General features: G+C 73.1%; 18 protein-coding genes and 1 pseudogene. 12 read left to right on the top strand and 7 right to left on the bottom strand.

The features are described 5' to 3' along the window. Positions 1-92 precede the first annotated feature (92 nt). Together AB4Y76_RS03810 and AB4Y76_RS03805 are read left to right on the top strand one after the other, a co-directional pair. Positions 93-644, top strand: coding sequence for an arsenate reductase/protein-tyrosine-phosphatase family protein (locus tag AB4Y76_RS03810; RefSeq protein WP_441922284.1), 552 nt, complete (start codon positions 93-95; stop codon positions 642-644). Then, the gene (locus AB4Y76_RS03805) at positions 641-1,498 is read left to right on the top strand and encodes an N-acetylmuramoyl-L-alanine amidase (RefSeq protein WP_441922282.1); all 858 of its coding nucleotides are present in this window, start codon (positions 641-643) and stop codon (positions 1,496-1,498) included. Before AB4Y76_RS03810 ends, AB4Y76_RS03805 begins: the two co-directional genes overlap by 4 nt. On the opposite strand, the gene AB4Y76_RS03800 is transcribed toward AB4Y76_RS03805, so the two are convergent. Continuing rightward, entirely contained in the window at positions 1,495-2,268 is a 774-nt protein-coding gene (locus AB4Y76_RS03800; protein WP_441922280.1) for an SDR family oxidoreductase, read from the bottom strand. The genes AB4Y76_RS03805 and AB4Y76_RS03800 overlap by 4 nt on opposite strands. A 45-nt stretch (positions 2,269-2,313) precedes the next feature. Between AB4Y76_RS03800 and AB4Y76_RS03795 the strand changes: the two genes are divergently transcribed. The 9 genes and pseudogenes from AB4Y76_RS03795 (at position 2,314) to AB4Y76_RS03755 (ending at position 8,814) form a co-directional block, all read left to right on the top strand. Further along, the gene (locus AB4Y76_RS03795; RefSeq protein ID WP_441922278.1) at positions 2,314-2,712 is read left to right on the top strand and encodes a hypothetical protein; all 399 of its coding nucleotides are present in this window, start codon (positions 2,314-2,316) and stop codon (positions 2,710-2,712) included. Between the two features lie 51 nt (positions 2,713-2,763). Continuing rightward, positions 2,764-4,071: a D-inositol-3-phosphate glycosyltransferase gene (gene mshA, locus AB4Y76_RS03790; protein ID WP_441922276.1), complete on the top strand. Its 1,308-nt coding sequence runs from the start codon at positions 2,764-2,766 to the stop codon at positions 4,069-4,071. Beyond that, complete coding sequence (locus AB4Y76_RS03785) at positions 4,068-4,574, top strand: YbjN domain-containing protein (protein ID WP_441922274.1); 507 nt, start codon at positions 4,068-4,070, stop codon at positions 4,572-4,574. The genes mshA and AB4Y76_RS03785 overlap by 4 nt, the downstream gene beginning before the upstream one ends. 124 nt (positions 4,575-4,698) lie before the next feature. Further along, a complete protein-coding gene (locus AB4Y76_RS03780; protein ID WP_441922272.1) occupies positions 4,699-5,154 on the top strand; it encodes a hypothetical protein in 456 nt (151 codons plus the stop codon). Beyond that, a pseudogene (locus AB4Y76_RS03775) lies at positions 5,154-5,420 on the top strand (ATP-binding cassette domain-containing protein); the annotation flags it as partial. The gene AB4Y76_RS03780 and the pseudogene AB4Y76_RS03775, both read left to right, overlap by 1 nt. A gap of 70 nt (positions 5,421-5,490) precedes the next feature. Then, positions 5,491-5,946, top strand: a complete 456-nt coding sequence (locus tag AB4Y76_RS03770; protein ID WP_441922270.1) for an ATP-binding cassette domain-containing protein — start codon at positions 5,491-5,493, stop codon at positions 5,944-5,946. Further along, positions 5,943-7,187, top strand: a complete 1,245-nt coding sequence (locus AB4Y76_RS03765; protein ID WP_441922268.1) for a hypothetical protein — start codon at positions 5,943-5,945, stop codon at positions 7,185-7,187. Before AB4Y76_RS03770 ends, AB4Y76_RS03765 begins: the two co-directional genes overlap by 4 nt. Then, positions 7,184-7,762 carry a hypothetical protein gene (locus AB4Y76_RS03760; RefSeq protein ID WP_441922266.1) on the top strand — a complete coding sequence of 193 codons (579 nt, stop codon included), beginning with the start codon at positions 7,184-7,186 and terminating at the stop codon, positions 7,760-7,762. The genes AB4Y76_RS03765 and AB4Y76_RS03760 overlap by 4 nt, the downstream gene beginning before the upstream one ends. A gap of 74 nt (positions 7,763-7,836) precedes the next feature. Next, on the top strand, positions 7,837-8,814 hold the full coding sequence (locus AB4Y76_RS03755; protein WP_441922264.1) for a DMT family transporter: 978 nt from the start codon (positions 7,837-7,839) through the stop codon (positions 8,812-8,814). Here the strand turns inward: AB4Y76_RS03755 and AB4Y76_RS03750 are convergent. Genes AB4Y76_RS03750 through AB4Y76_RS03740 form a run of 3 tightly spaced genes read right to left on the bottom strand, consistent with a single transcriptional unit; the run spans position 8,783 to position 11,476 of the window. After that, complete coding sequence (locus AB4Y76_RS03750) at positions 8,783-9,619, bottom strand: NAD-dependent protein deacetylase (RefSeq protein WP_441922262.1); 837 nt, start codon at positions 9,617-9,619, stop codon at positions 8,783-8,785. The genes AB4Y76_RS03755 and AB4Y76_RS03750 overlap by 32 nt on opposite strands. A gap of 46 nt (positions 9,620-9,665) precedes the next feature. Beyond that, positions 9,666-10,343 (bottom strand): response regulator, encoded by a 678-nt coding sequence (locus AB4Y76_RS03745; protein ID WP_441922260.1) that lies wholly within the window; start codon positions 10,341-10,343, stop codon positions 9,666-9,668. Continuing rightward, positions 10,340-11,476, bottom strand: a complete 1,137-nt coding sequence (locus AB4Y76_RS03740; RefSeq protein ID WP_441922258.1) for a sensor histidine kinase — start codon at positions 11,474-11,476, stop codon at positions 10,340-10,342. The genes AB4Y76_RS03745 and AB4Y76_RS03740 overlap by 4 nt, the downstream gene beginning before the upstream one ends. A 122-nt stretch (positions 11,477-11,598) precedes the next feature. Between AB4Y76_RS03740 and phoU the strand changes: the two genes are divergently transcribed. Further along, on the top strand, positions 11,599-12,252 hold the full coding sequence (phoU, locus tag AB4Y76_RS03735) for a phosphate signaling complex protein PhoU (protein WP_441922256.1): 654 nt from the start codon (positions 11,599-11,601) through the stop codon (positions 12,250-12,252). 20 nt (positions 12,253-12,272) lie between these two features. On the opposite strand, the gene AB4Y76_RS03730 is transcribed toward phoU, so the two are convergent. The 3 genes from AB4Y76_RS03730 to AB4Y76_RS03720 all read right to left on the bottom strand — a co-directional run bounded on the left by AB4Y76_RS03730 (position 12,273) and on the right by AB4Y76_RS03720 (position 14,321). Then, on the bottom strand, positions 12,273-13,016 hold the full coding sequence (locus tag AB4Y76_RS03730; protein ID WP_441922254.1) for a phosphoglyceromutase: 744 nt from the start codon (positions 13,014-13,016) through the stop codon (positions 12,273-12,275). Next, the gene (locus AB4Y76_RS03725) at positions 13,013-13,504 is read right to left on the bottom strand and encodes a hypothetical protein (protein ID WP_441922252.1); all 492 of its coding nucleotides are present in this window, start codon (positions 13,502-13,504) and stop codon (positions 13,013-13,015) included. Before AB4Y76_RS03725 ends, AB4Y76_RS03730 begins: the two co-directional genes overlap by 4 nt. Positions 13,505-13,592: 88 nt before the next feature. Next, the gene (locus AB4Y76_RS03720) at positions 13,593-14,321 is read right to left on the bottom strand and encodes a UbiA family prenyltransferase (RefSeq protein WP_441922250.1); all 729 of its coding nucleotides are present in this window, start codon (positions 14,319-14,321) and stop codon (positions 13,593-13,595) included. Between the last annotated feature and the right edge of the window lie 109 nt (positions 14,322-14,430).

Here is a 14,430-nt window from a genome sequence, read left to right as displayed (position 1 = left end):
CAGGATCTACGGCGCCTTCCGGGCAGGGGTGTGACGGGTCTCGTCTGGGGTGCGTGCGTCGAACGACGACATGCGAGTCTATCGTGAGTCTCATGTCCTCCCAGCCGGCCGACCTCGGGGCCCCGGTCTTCCGGGTCCTGTTCGTCTGCATCGGCAACGTGTGCCGCTCGCCGGTCGGGGAACGGCTGCTCGCGGCGCGGCTGCCGTCCGCCGGGTTCGAGGTCCGCAGCGCCGGCGTCGGGGCGATGGTCGGCTACGCGATGAGCAAGTACGCCGCCGAGGAGCTGCGTCGCCTGGGCGGGGACAGCACGGGCTTCGCGGCGCGCCAGATCACTCCGGGCATGGTCGCGCAGGCCGACCTGGTCCTGACGGCGACCCGGGAGCTGCGGTCGCAGGTCCTGGCCGAGGAGCCGACGGCGCTGCGTCGTACGTTCACGGTGCTGGAGTTCGCGGCGCTGGTCGCCAACGCCGAGGGCTCCACCCCGGCCGAGGTGGTCCGCTGGTGCGGCGCCCACCGCTCCCAGGCCGGCTCGGTCGAGCAGGACGTCCCGGACCCGTTCCGCCGCGGCGCCGAGGCGCACGCCGCCGCGGCCGCGGCGCTCCACGACGCCGTCGAGCAGATCGCGAAGGGTCTGGACCGTTGATCCGCCCGCTCCGGGCCGCGGTCTCCGCCGGCATCGTCGCGGCCGCCGCCGTCGCCGGGGTCCTCGTCCCCGTCGCGGGTTCGCCGGTGCTGGCCCAGATCTCCGAGCAGCGGCTCGACCCGGCGCCCGCTCCCAGCGTCGTCCCGGCCGCGACCGCTCCTGCGCCGGCCCGGACCGCCGCCTCCCGGCCCCTTGCCGGCATCCGGATCGCGCTCGACCCCGGGCACCAGCTCGGCAACCACAACTTCCCCTCCCGGATCCACCGGCCGGTGCCGGCCGGCGGGTTCAGCAAGCCCTGCAACACCACCGGGACCGCGACCAACGGCGGCTACCCGGAGGCGACCGCGGTGTTCAAGGTCACCCGGCTCGTCGCCGCGCGGCTCCGGTCGCTCGGGGCGTCGGTCGTCCTCACCCGGACCCGGAACAGCGAGTCGCTGTGGGGGCCGTGCGTGGACGCCCGCGGTCGCTTCGGCGCGCGGGCCGGCGCCCGGCTGCTGGTCAGCCTGCACGCCGACGGCGCCGCGGCCTCGGGTCACGGCTTCCACGTGATCGCGCCGACGGCCCGCAGCCCGTGGACCACGGACATCGCGGCACCGTCGCTGCGGCTCGCGGAGTCGCTGCGGTCCGGCCTGGACGAGCGCGGACTGGTCCGGTCGACGTACCTGGCCGGCGGTCGCGGCCTGACGATCCGGTCCGACCTGGCCACCCTCAACCTCGCCGACGTACCGACCGCGATGGTCGAGCTCGGCAACATGCGCAACTCCGGCGACGCCCGCCGCCTGACGACCTCGGCGGGCCAGACCCGCTACGCCAACGCCCTCGTCCGCGGGATCCGCAGCTACCTGAAGCGCTAGCGCGGGAAGATCGGGCCCCGGTGCAGCTGGTGCTGCGCGGCCTGCGCGACGGGGCGGATCACCAGGTCGTCGACGTTGACGTGCCGGGGGAGGGAGGCGACCCAGCGGACGGCCTCGGCCACGTCCGCGGCGACCAGGGGCTCGTCGACGTCGTCGTACACGGCGTCGGCCCGGGACTGGTCGCCGCCGAAGCGGACCAGGGCGAACTCGTCGGTGTGCACCATCCCGGGGGCGATCTCGGTGACCCGGACGGGCTCCCCGTTCAGCTCCAGCCGCAGCGTCTGGCTCACCGCGTGCAGGCCGTGCTTCGCTGCGGTGTACCCGCCGCCGCCCGGGTAGGTCGCCCGGCCGGCGGTCGAGCCGATGTTCACGACGAGCGCCGAGTCGGCCGCGCGCAGCGCGGGAAGCAGCGCCTGCGTCACCCGGAGGACGCCGAGCACGTTGACGTCGAACATCCGCTGCCAGTCGGCCGGGTCGGCGTCGGCGACCTGCTCCGCGCCGTACGCGCCGCCGGCGTTGTTGACCAGGACGTCGAGCCGCGGGCCGACCGCGTCGGCGAGCGCGGCGACCGAGGCCGGATCGGTGACGTCGCAGGTGACGGCGCGGCCGCCGATCTCCTCGGCCAGCGCCGCGACCCGGTCGGTACGACGGGCGGCGCAGTACACGGTGAATCCGTCCGCGGCCAGGGCCCGCGCCGTGGCGGCGCCGATCCCGCTGCTCGCTCCGGTGACGACGGCGGTCCGGACGGCGGTGCTCACGGCGGTGCTCACGGCGCTCTCCTGGCGTGTCGGCGGGACGGCGGGCATCATCCTGTCATGCGCACGCGTCTCGGAGCGGCAGTCCTCGGGGTCCTCGCCGGGGTCCTGCTCGTCGTCGGCGGCGGGCTGCCCTTCCTCTCCGGCGAGCAGCAGGAGTGGCACCGGTGGATCGCGACCGGCGGGTACGCCGCCGCGGTGGCGGCCCTGGTGCTGGTCGGCTACGGCATGGTCGCGGCCGCGCCCCTCTGGCTGCGCCTGATCGTCTCGATCGGGCTGCCGCTGCTGGCCGTGACGCTCTGGCAGGTCGTCCTCGACGTGATCGACCGGGCCGCGGCCGGGTGGCACGCGGAGGCCGCCGGCGACCTGGCCGCGGGAGGTGTCGCGCTCGTCGTCGGCCTGCTCGCGCTCGGCGGCAGCCTGCCGGAACCGTCCGGCTACCGGCCGACCCACCGCTGAGTCCGGGAATGGACGACAACCGACCGTGGTTGTCGCTGGCGGAGGTGCCCTGTGAACACGGAGAACGGCACGTCGCCCGCCGAGACGGGTGACGACGGGTCGTCGGTACGACGGCTCGCGATGATCAGCCTGCACACCTCACCCCTCGACCAGCCCGGCACCGGCGACGCGGGTGGCATGAACGTCTACGTCACCGAGCTGGCCCGCCGGCTCGCGGAGCGCGACATCGAGGTCGACATCTTCACCCGCGCCACGTCCTCGCGGCTCCCCGCCACGGTGCCGGTGTCGCCCGGCGTGACCGTCCGGCACATCGTCGCCGGCCCGTTCGAGGGTCTCGCCAAGGACCAGCTCCCCGGCCAGCTCTGCGTCTTCGCCCGCGAGGTGCTGCGCACGGAGGCCCAGTTCGACCTCGGCCACTACGACGCGGTGCACAGCCACTACTGGCTCTCCGGCCAGGTCGGGGCGCTGGCCCGCGACCGCTGGGGCGTGCCGCTGGTGCACTCGATGCACACGATGGCGAAGGTCAAGAACGACCTGCTCGCCGAGGGTGACACCCCCGAGCCGCTCGCCCGGGTGATCGGCGAGGAGCAGGTGGTCGCGGCCGCGGACATGCTCATCGCCAACACCGACGACGAGGCCAAGGACCTGGTCAACAGCTACGACGCCGACCCGGCCCGGGTCGAGGTCGTCCACCCCGGAGTCGACCTGGACGCCTTCAGGCCGACCTCGATGGCCGCGGCGCGGGTCCGGCTCGGGCTGCCCGCCGACGCCGACCTGCTGCTCTTCGTCGGCCGGATCCAGCCGCTGAAGGCGCCGGACGTGCTGCTCCGGGCCGCCGCGGAGCTGGTCCGCCGCGACCCCGGCCGGCGGCGCCGTCTGATCGTCGCCGTCGTCGGCGGTCCGTCCGGGTCCGGGCTGGAGCACCCGACGGCGATGGCCGACCTGGCCGCCGGGCTCGGCATCGCGGACGTGGTCCGGTTCGTGCCGCCGGTGCGGCGCGACGAGCTCGTCGACTGGTACGCCGCCGCGACGCTGGTCTGCGTGCCGTCGTACAACGAGAGCTTCGGGCTGGTCGCGGTCGAGGCGCAGGCTGTCGGGACGCCGGTCGTCGCCGCCGCCGTCGGCGGCCTGACCACCGCGGTCGCCGACGGGCGCTCCGGCTTCCTCGTCGCCGGGCACGACCCGGCCGACTACGCCCGGGTGATCGAGCGGGTGATCGCGTCGCCGGACCTGCGCCACGACCTCTCCGTGGGCGCGGTGCTGCAGGCGGCGGCGTTCAGCTGGGAGCGCACCGCCGCGGACTCCCTGGCCGTCTACGAGCGCGCACGGCGCCTGATGCGCACCGAGGTGCTGCGGTGACGACGTCCGCGGAGGCCGCGGCCGTGCTGCGCGCCGTCCTGCGGGACGGCGACCTGGACTGGCAGGAGCTGACCGAGGGCACCTTCGACGTGGTGCTGCCCGGGGAGCGGAAGCTGAAGACCCCCGTGCGTCTCGAGGTCGGTCCGCACGCGCTCGGCGTGCACGCGTTCGTCTGCCGCAAGCCGGACGAGAACTTCGAGGCCGTCTACCGCTGGATGCTCGAGCGGAACATGAAGATGTTCGGGATGGCCTTCGCGCTGGACGCCGTCGGCGACATCTTCCTCGACGCGCGGCTGCCGCTCTCGGTGGTCACGCCGGACGAGGTCGACCGGCTGCTCGGCTCCGTGCTCACCTACGCCGACGAGTCCTTCAACGTGCTGCTCGAGCTCGGGTTCGCCACCTCGATCCGCAAGGAGTGGGCGTGGCGGGTCGAGCACGGCGAGTCGACGGCGAACCTGGACGCGTTCCGGGGCTGGCTCGAGCGCGAGCAGGAACAGAACTAGGGACATCGAGGAAGAAATCCACAGATCTCCCGGATCTGCTTTGCCCTGATCAGGAACTTCTGGGCAGCATGAGGCGAATCGGTGGCGGACGGACCGCCGCCGGGCCTCACGACAGGAGTTCCCAGTGAAGAAGATCCTCGCCGCGGTCACCCTGACCCTCGGCATCCTCGCGATCGCCCCGCCCGCGCTCGCGGTCACCTGGTACAGCCAGGGCAGCCCGCTGCGCGTCTACGAGAGCGGCGTCACCCAGGGCACGGCGTTCGGCGACTTCAAGAACAACAACGGGGTGAGCGCCCGCAGCTACAGCCAGCAGATGGACGCGAAGCCCGGCGGCCAGGGCGTCTACGTGGAGACGTCGTTCTACTACATGCGGGAGTGCTCGGACGGCGCGGTCGAGTACTGCTACGACGCGAAGAAGTCGACGACCAACACGACCGTGGCGTACTACGTCAGCGACTACACGGCCACCTACCTCGAGCCGTCCGGGACCGCGGCGCGCGGGCAGATGAAGATCTGCGAGAACCACAACCTCGCGCCCGACCCCTGCTCGGCCACCGTCGTCCGAAGCTTCAGCTACTGATGAGCGCGGGCACCCGGGTGACCGCCGAGCCGCGCACCGTGGCCACCGGCCACGGCCTGACCCACCGCTACGGCGACCGCGTCGTGTACGCCGACCTCGACTTCGCGCTGACGACCGGCGTGACCGGCCTGGTCGGGGTGAACGGGGCCGGCAAGACGACGCTGATGCACGCGCTCGCCACGGTGCTGAGGCCGACCGCCGGCCGGGTCGAGCTCGCCTCGCTCGCCGGCGCGCCGGACGCGACCGACCTGCTGGCGATGCGCCGGCGGGTGGCGCTGGCGCCGCAGTCGTTCGTGCCTCCGCGCAGCATGCGGGTCGAGGAGTACCTCACCCCTGATGGCGTGGATGCGCGGCCTGCGGCGGTCGTCCTGGCCGGACGAGGTCACCCGGGTGCTCGCCGAGGTGGAGCTGGTCGACCGTCGCCGCGACCGGTTCGCGGCGCTGTCGGGCGGGATGGTGCAGCGGGTCAACCTCGCCCAGGCGCTGCTGGGTGATCCCGACCTGCTGCTGCTCGACGAACCGCTGAGCGGGCTGGACCCGGAGCAGCGGATCCGGATCCGGCAGCTGGTCGCCCGGATCGGGCAGCGGCACGCGGTCCTGGTCAGCACGCACGTGATGGATGACGTCGTTCCGGTGGCCACCCGGGTGCTGATGCTGGACGGGGGCGGGCTGGCGTTCGACGGGCCGCCCGCGGAGCTCGCCGCGATCGGCGAGCGCTCGGTGACGGCCGACTCCGCGATCTCGCCGTACGAGGCGGCGTTCCTGGCGCTCCGGAACGGGGACCCGCGGTGATCGGGCGGCCGCGCGCGCTCGTGATGCTCCCGCTGGTCCTCCTGCTCGAAGCGATCGCGGCGCTGAGCCACGGGGCGGAATGGCGCGGCGAGTGGAACTGGACACTGGACTACGCGGTCGGCGCGGTGATCCTCACCGGCCCGTTCCTGGCCGGGGTCGCGGCCTGGGGCGCGATGCGCGAGCGCGAGCGGCGCGACCTCAACGACTCGACGGTCCGCGGCTGGCTGGTGCCCGCCCGGGTCGCCGGCGGTGCCGTCGTCGTCGGTCTGCTGGGCTGGGCGATCGGTCTGGTCGCGATGCTGGTCGCCACCGCGACGGTCACGCACGGCGGTCCGTTCACCGGCTGGGTCGCGCTGGCCGTCCCGTGCCTGCTCGCCTGCTACGCCGCGATCGGCGCTGCGGTCGGACACCTGCTGCCGCACCGGGTGGTGGTCGTGCTGGTCCCGGTCGTCGTCTTCGCGCTGGGAGCCTTCTCCCTCGGCGGGCTGGGGCCCGACGTGCTGCGGATCGGCCTCACCAGCGGGACGCTGGCCGGGCTGACCTGGGACCCGCTCGTCCTCGCCGCGAAGGCCGCGGTCCTGGTCGGCGTCGCGGTGGTCCTGCTCGCCACCGTCGCCGCGCGACGGCTCTGGCGGCGCCGGTACGTCGCCGGGGCGGTCGTCGTGGCCGGGGCGCTGCTCCTCGGCGGGTACGTGGTCCTCGAGCAGCGCGGCACCTACGGCTTCGTGTACTCCGACGAACGCGCGAGCGTGTGCGCCGCGACCCGCCCCCGGGTCTGTGTCCCGCCGTCCAACCGGCGTGCCCTCGAACCGGCGAGCAAGGCCTTGGCCCGGGCGGCAGTCCCGCTCGACAAGATCGGCGTCGCGCTCGCCGACACCTATGTGTCCGAGACGCCCGGAGCGCCGGCACGCAAGAACGACGGCCAGTTCTCGCTCGGCCCGCAGGCGAACCGGACCTCGTTCCCCGACCTCTGGGCGGCCCAGGAGCTGACGAGGTTCGCGGCACCGTGCCGCGCGTGGGCCGGGGGCGCCCCACCCCAGGCGTACGACGCCAGCAACGCGATCGCCACCTGGGTCCTGCGGCAGCAGGGGCACGACGTGCCGGGTTTCCGCGCCGAGACCGATGTCTGGCTCCGCACCGCCTCGGCCGCCGACCAGGCCCGGTGGATCCTCCGTACCTTCGCCCAGCTCCGAGCCTGCGAGCTCGACGCGATCGTCCTGCCCTGGCAGAGCGGCACGTGAGGCTGCTGGTCTCCGCCTGGGTGGTCGCGCACCGCGGCCGCCCGGCGGCCCTCGCGCTGGTGCTGGCGGCTGCCCTCTTCGGGGTCTTCGGTCACGTACTGATGCAACCGTGGGGTCCCGGCGAGATCCTGATGCTCTGGGCGATGACGCCGGGGACGGTCGCACTCGTGGTGGCGACGGCCCTGCCGAACCGGCTCGGCCCGCTCCCGCCGCCCTGCCGACCGGACCGGCTCCGGCGGGCGCGGGCGGTCTGGGCCGTCGTGCTCGTCGGTGCCGGCACCGCGGCGGCGGTGCCGATCGCCCTCTCGACCGGTGACCCCGCGATCTGGTGGGCCACCGGGACGCTGGCGGTGCTGACCACGTCAGCCGCCGCGGTCTCCGCGAAGGGTGCTCTCCTCGTCGGGACGGCGGCCAACACGGCGGCGGTCCTGTTCGGGGTCCGGGTGCGGGCCCTGCACCCGCTCGGTGCCGTGCTCGGATCGCTGCCCGGCTGGTGCTGGCCGGCCGTGGCGGCGACCGGCCTCGCCGGCGTCACCGCGTACGTCGTCCGCGGGTCCGGCGGAGCGGACGCGTGAGAACGTCCGGATATCGCGCTTCGTTGGCCGAAATCCGCGTGCCGCGAAGACGCGCGCTCACCTAGATTCGTCCGGTGACGACGACCCCGAGCACCGCCCCGCCGGCCCCGGCCGCAGCCGCCGCCCCGGCGCCCTGGCTGCCCGCGACCGCCATCGGCGTGACCCTGCTCCTCTGGGCGTCGGCGTTCGTGGCCATCCGGCACCTCGGCCACGAGGTCAGCCCGGGCGCGCTCTCGTTGGGGCGCCTGCTCATCGCCGCGGTCGTGCTCTCCGTGCTTCTCGCCCGGGCGCCGCGCAGCAGGTTCACCCGGCGTGAGGTGCTGCTCCTGCTCGGCTGCGGCGTCGCCTGGTTCGGGATCTACAACCTCGCGCTCAACGCCGCCGAGCAGAAGATCGACGCCGCCACCGCGGCGATGCTCGTCCAGGTCGGACCGATCCTGATCGCGCTGCTCGCCGCCGCGTTCCTCGGGGAGCGCCTCACCGGGTGGTTCGCGGCCGGCATGGTGGTGGCCTTCGGCGGGGTCGTGCTGATCGGCAGCGCGATGCGCGGCGACGGGGGGTCGGACCTGACCGGCGTGCTGCTGGCGCTCCTCGCCGCCGCGACGTACGCCGTCGGCGTGGTCTGCCAGAAGGTGCTGCTGCGCCGGCTCTCCGGGCTCGAGGTCACCTGCTACGCGTGCTGGATCGGTGCCGTGGTCTGCCTGCCGTGGGTCGGCGACCTCGGCGACGTCGTCTCCACCGGGAGCACCCAGACGCTGCTCCTGATCGCCTACCTCGGCGTGTTCCCGACCGCGATCGCCTTCAGCACGTGGGCCTACGCGCTGCGCTGGACCGACGCCGGCAAGCAGGCGATCACCACGTTCCTGGTGCCTGGGATCACCGCCGTGCTGGCCTGGTTCCTCCTCGACGAGGTGCCGCCGCCGATGGTCTTCGCGGGCGGCCTGCTCTGCATCGGCGGCGTGCTGCTGACCCGCCGGAAGCCCCGCGCCCGGGCGACGACGCCGGTCGACCTCGAGGAGGCTACGCCGACGCCTGGTCCGGCAGCGGACTGAGGGCGCGGGTCAGGCCCCGGCTCTCGGCGTACGCCGCCAGGGTCTGGGCGCAGCCGGAGTCGAGCTTCAGGGTCGCCCACGGGTCGCCACGGGTCTCGCCGCGGTTGACGATCACGATCGGGACGCCGCGGTCGTGCGCGCGTTTCACGAACCGCCGCCCGCTGAACACGTGCAGCGACGACCCGAGCACGACCAGCGCCTCGGCGTCGTCGACCAGGGCGTGGCAGCGGGCGACCCGCTCCGGTGGCACGTTCTCGCCGAAGAAGACGACGTCCGGCTTCAGGGCGCCGCCGCAGCCCTCGCACGGCGCGAGCACGAACCCCGCGGTCGACTCGAGGTCGACGTCGCCGTCGGGCAGCACGCGCAGGTCCTCGGCGCCGAAGCCGGGGTTGAGCGCCGCGAGCCGGACCTGGAGGTCGGCGCGGTCGCTGGTCTCCGCGCAGTCCAGGCAGATCACCCGGTCCACCCGGCCGTGCAGGTCGACGACGTCGGTGCTGCCGGCGGCACCGTGCAGGCCGTCGACGTTCTGCGTGATCAGCCCGCTGGTCGCGCCGGCCCGCTCGAGCTCGGCCAGGACCCGGTGGGTGGTGTTCGGCCGGGCCGTGCCCATCGCCGTCCAGCCGAGGTAGGCGCGCGCCCAGTAGCGCTGCCGGGCTGCCGGCCCGGAGCGGAACTGCTGGCCGGTCATCGGCGTCCGCGCGGGGGCACCCGGTCCCCGGTAGTCGGGGATGCCGGAGTCCGTGCTCACCCCGGCCCCGGTGAGGACCAGCCAGCGGCGGTCGCCCAGCACCTCGTCGATCGTCACCCGACCAGTGTGCCCGGCGGGCAAGGGCCAGCAGGTCGGGGGACGGTCACAGGTCGAGCTTGTACCCGAGGCCGCGCACGGTGGTGAGGAACTTCGGGTCGGCCGGGCTCGGCTCGATCTTCGCGCGCAGCCGCTTGACGTGCACGTCGAGGGTCTTGGTGTCGCCGACGTAGTCGGAGCCCCAGACCCGGTCGATCAGCTGGCCGCGGGTGAGCACCCGGCCCGGGTTGCGCAGGAACATCTCCAGGAGCTCGAACTCCTTGAGCGGCAGCCGCACGTCCTCGCCGTCGATCGTGACGACGTGCCGCTCGACATCCATCCGGACCGGCCCCGCCTCCAGGGTCAGCGGCGCGAGGTCGGGCTCGGTGCCGCGACGCAGCACCGCGCGGATCCGGGCGACCAGCTCGCGCGGGCTGTACGGCTTGGTGACGTAGTCGTCGGCGCCGAGCTCGAGACCGACGACCTTGTCCACCTCGTCGTCCTTGGCGCTGACCATGATCACCGGCACGTTCGAGGTCTGCCGGATCTGGCGGCACACCTCCGTGCCGGGCATCCCGGGCAGCATCAGGTCGAGCAGCACGATGTCCGCACCCGCGCGGTCGAACTCCAGGAGGGCGTCGGTCCCGGTGGCCGCGATGGCCACCTCGAAGCCCTCCTTGCGGAGCATGTACGACAGCGCGTCGCTGTAGCTCTCCTCGTCCTCGACGACCAGGACGCGGGTCATGATGCGGTCTCCATGTGGGATGCCTTCCTCGGCAGGGTGAGCGTGAACGTCGAACCCTGGCCCTCGACCGACCAGACCCGTACGTCGCCACCGTGGGAGGCGGCGACGTGCTTGACGATCGAGAGGCCCAGGCCGGTGCCGCCGGTGGAGCGGTGCCGGGCAGGGTCGACCCGGTAGAAGCGTTCGAAGATGCGGTCGATCTCGCTCGCAGGGATGCCGATGCCCTGGTCGGTGACCGACAGGTCGACGGTGGTGTCGCCCGGCTTGGCCGAGACGACGACCGAGGAGCCGTCGGGGGAGTAGGCCACCGCGTTGGCGACCAGGTTGCCGACCGCGACCGCGACCTGCTCGCGGTTGCCGAGCAGGGTCAGGCCGCGCTCGCCGTTCTGGACCAGCGAGATGCCCTTGGCGTCGGCGTCGGTCGTGTTCTCGTCGATGACCCGGCTGATGATGTCGTCGACGGGGACCGCGACCGGCTCGTCGAGCGGGTCGTCGCCCTGGAGGCGGGAGAGCTCGATGATCTGCTGCACCAGGCGTGCGAGCCGCTCGCTCTCGGTGTGCATCCGGGCGGCGAACCGCTGCACCGCCTCCGGGTCGTCCGCGGCGTCGATGACGGCGTCGGAGAGCAGCCGGATGGCCCCGACCGGGGTCTTCAGCTCGTGGCTGACGTTGGCGACGAAGTCACGGCGGATCGACTCGACCCGGCGTTCACGGGTGCGGTCCTCGACCAGCGCGAGCACCTGCTGGGAGCTGAGCGGGGCGACCCGGGCGGTCACGTGCCGCGGCGGGATGCCGGGCGCGCGCTGCATCACGATCTCGGTCTCGCGGATCTGGCCGTCGCGGCGTACCTGCTGGACGAGCTCCTCCAGCTCCCGTACGGCGATGCGGTGGTCGCGGACCAGGCCCATCGCGATGGCGGGGGCCGATGCCTTGAGGACCTCGTCGCTGCCGCCGACGATGAGTGCGCTGCTGCGGAGCACGGACAGCACCGTCGCGACTCCCGAGGAGACCGTCGGCGGGGAGGTCGTCGCGGGGCGGGTCTGGTTCTCGCTGATCCTCCAGGCGAGGACGACGCCGCCGCCGAGGACCGCCCCGAGCAGGGCGAAGAGCAGCGCTTGCGTCGTCGGGCTCACGCGAAGATCGTACGCAGGGTTTCACTTGTTGTTCGGCCACCAGAAGTGGCCTTCAAGGACTGTTCGCTCCCCGTTCACGATTCGTCGCCGTCCGTTCACCGAGGAGAACTAACCTCGATCCCATGCGCGATGCCTACGCCGACCAGCTCGACTCGATTCGGGAAGACCTGCTCACCATGACCCGTCTCGTCGGGACCGCGGTGACCCACGCGACCTCCGCCCTCCTCGACGGCGACGCCGCGGTGGCCGAGAAGGTGATCTCCGACGACGCGGCGGTCGACGCGCTGCGGGTGCAGATCGAGGACCACAGCTTCGAGCTCCTCTCGCTGCAGAACCCGGTGGCCGGTGACCTGCGGATGCTGGTCGCCTCGCTGCGGATGGTCAGCGAGTTCGAGCGGATGGGTGACCTGGCGGTGCACATCGCCAAGATCGCACGGTTGCGGGTGCCGGACGTCGCCGTGCCCGACGAGCTGGTCCCGACGATCGCCCGGATGGCCGCGGTGGCCGAGGTGATGATCGCCAAGGTGGCGCACGTGATCGCCGACTCCGACGTCGCCGCCGCCGAGGAGCTGGAGCAGGTCGACGAGGAGATGGACCGGCTGCGCCGCTCGTCGTTCCGCGAGCTGCTGGGCTCGGAGTGGAAGCACGGCGTCGAGCCGGCCGTCGACATCGCCCTGCTGGGCCGCTACTACGAGCGGATCGCGGACCACACCGTCTCGATCGCCCGCCGGGTCGTCTTCCTGGTCACGGGTGAGCAGCCGACTTACATCGACTGAGCAGGCCGCTCGACGACCGGTCAGCGGCCCTGGTTGGCCACGGCGGCTGCCGCCTCGGCCGCGGCCTCCGGGTCGAGGTAGCGGCCGCCGGGCACCGTCGGGCGCAGGTCCTCGTCGAGCTCGTAGACCAGCGGCATCCCGGTGGGGATGTTCAGACCGGCGATGTCCTCGTCGGAGATCTGGTCGAGGTGCTTCACGATCGCGCGCAGGCTGTTGCCGTGCGCTGCGATCAGGACCGTGCTGCCCGCCTTCAGGTCGGGAACGACCGCCGACTCCCAGTAGGGGAGCAGGCGCGCGATGACGTCCTTGAGGCACTCGGTGCGGGGCATCTCGTCGCCGAGGTCGGCGTACCGGGGGTCGCCGACCTGGGAGTAGGGGTCGTCGTCGGCGATCGGCGGCGGCGGGACGTCGAAGGAACGGCGCCAGAGCATGAACTGCTCCTCGCCGTACTCCTCGAGGGTCTGCTTCTTGTCCTTGCCCTGGAGAGCTCCGTAGTGGCGCTCGTTGAGCCGCCAGGAGCGTCGGACCGGGATCCAGTGCCGGTCGGCGGCGTCGAGCGCCAGCGCGGCCGTGGTGATGGCGCGCCGCTGCAGCGAGGTGTGCAGCACGTCGGGGAGGATGCCGGACTCGACGAGCAGCTCGCCGCCGCGCACGGCCTCGCCGCGGCCCTTCTCGGTCAGGGCCACGTCGACCCAGCCGGTGAAGAGGTTCTTCGCGTTCCACTCGCTCTCGCCGTGGCGGAGCAGGACGAGGGTCGCCATCACTCGGTCGCGGCGGGCTTCTTGCCCTGCGGCAGCGGCACGTCGGCGTAGTCGCCGCCGTGGACGACGACCGGGACCTGCACGGTGGTGGACTGACCGTTGGCGAAGACGAAGGTCATCATCACGTAGCCGCCCGGGACGACCGACTCGCCCTCGACGGAGACGGTGCCCTCGTCGGCCAGGTTGACCAGACCGCCGGCCGGGATGTCGATGGGCTCGGGGAGCGTCACGTCGAGGCCCTCGCCGGAGACCTCGGTGAGCTGGTCGGCGTCCTTCTGGCTGTTGTTGACCAGGGTGCCGGCGAAGGTGCCGGAGCCGTCGGTCCCGCTGACCACGGTGGCGTTGAGGATGTCGACCTGGCCTGCGCGGTTGTTGACGCCTTCGGCCGGCTGGTAGACCTGATCGGTCTGGACGTTGAAACCACAGGCCGCCAGCGTGGGAGCCAGCAGAAGGGCGGCGAGGGCGGCACGGCGCCGGGACGGGGACTTCACGAGACCTCGGGTCCTCTCGGTGAGGCTGCAAGAACAGGGTGGTCCGGGGGTTCCGGACGCGCCCGAGCCTACCGTCTCGCTCCGGGGGTCACTGACGCAGTCCGACGCTCAGCACCGCCAGCACGAGCCCGGCCAGGGACAGCGCGGTGAGCGCCACCGTGACGAGCAGGAGCCGGGGTGCGCCGATCCGCAGGGCGATCCGCAGCGGCAGGTTGCGGGCGCCGGACTTGTTGTCGGTGACGAGGTCGCCCAGGGTCGTGACCAGGTGCACGCAGAAGCCGAGCGCGGCGGCCGCCACGGTCACCGCCCAGGTGGGCGCACTGCCGTGCATCCCGCCCGCCCAGCCGCCGTAGGCGAGGAACGCGGGGACCAGCCCGAACGACAGCGTCCACCCGACGAAGGACCACGGCCCGCGGTGCAGCAGGTGGTTGTGCAGCCAGCCGATCGGCAGCGTCGCCAGCAGGGCGGCACCGGCGACCGCGCCGTTCTGCACCGACAGCGGGATGGCGAGCAGGATCAGCACCGCCATCCAGTAGCTCGCGCTCGACGGCTCGACCAGGCCTCCCGCGATCGGCTTGCCGGGCGTCTGCGCGCGGTAGTCGTGCTCGGCGTCGGCGAGATCGTTGTCGAGACCGAGCGCGAGCTGCACGACCAGGACGGCCGCGGCGGCGGACAGCGCCTCCCGCCCGGGCCGGCCGTCCACGGCTGCCAGGATCCCCACGGCAGCGGCGAAGAACACCGCCTGCCGGGGGTGGCTGGCGCGGAGCAGGTCTCCCACCCGCTGGCGGGCCCGTCGGGCCGGAACCGCATCGCTCATGGGCGAAACCTAACCATTTCCGGCGTACGAGGAGGCGTGTTCGGCGTCGACGGTGCGTCGTCATCGGCCCGGAGGAGCGCGGGGCGACGCACACAGGAAGGGCCGTTGT

Source organism: Marmoricola sp. RAF53 (assembly GCF_052114005.1).
In the GTDB taxonomy this organism is placed as follows: Bacteria; Actinomycetota; Actinomycetes; order Propionibacteriales; family Nocardioidaceae; genus Marmoricola.
Note: the sequence above shows the minus strand (reverse complement) of the source record. Positions and strands in the feature narration are given on the sequence as shown.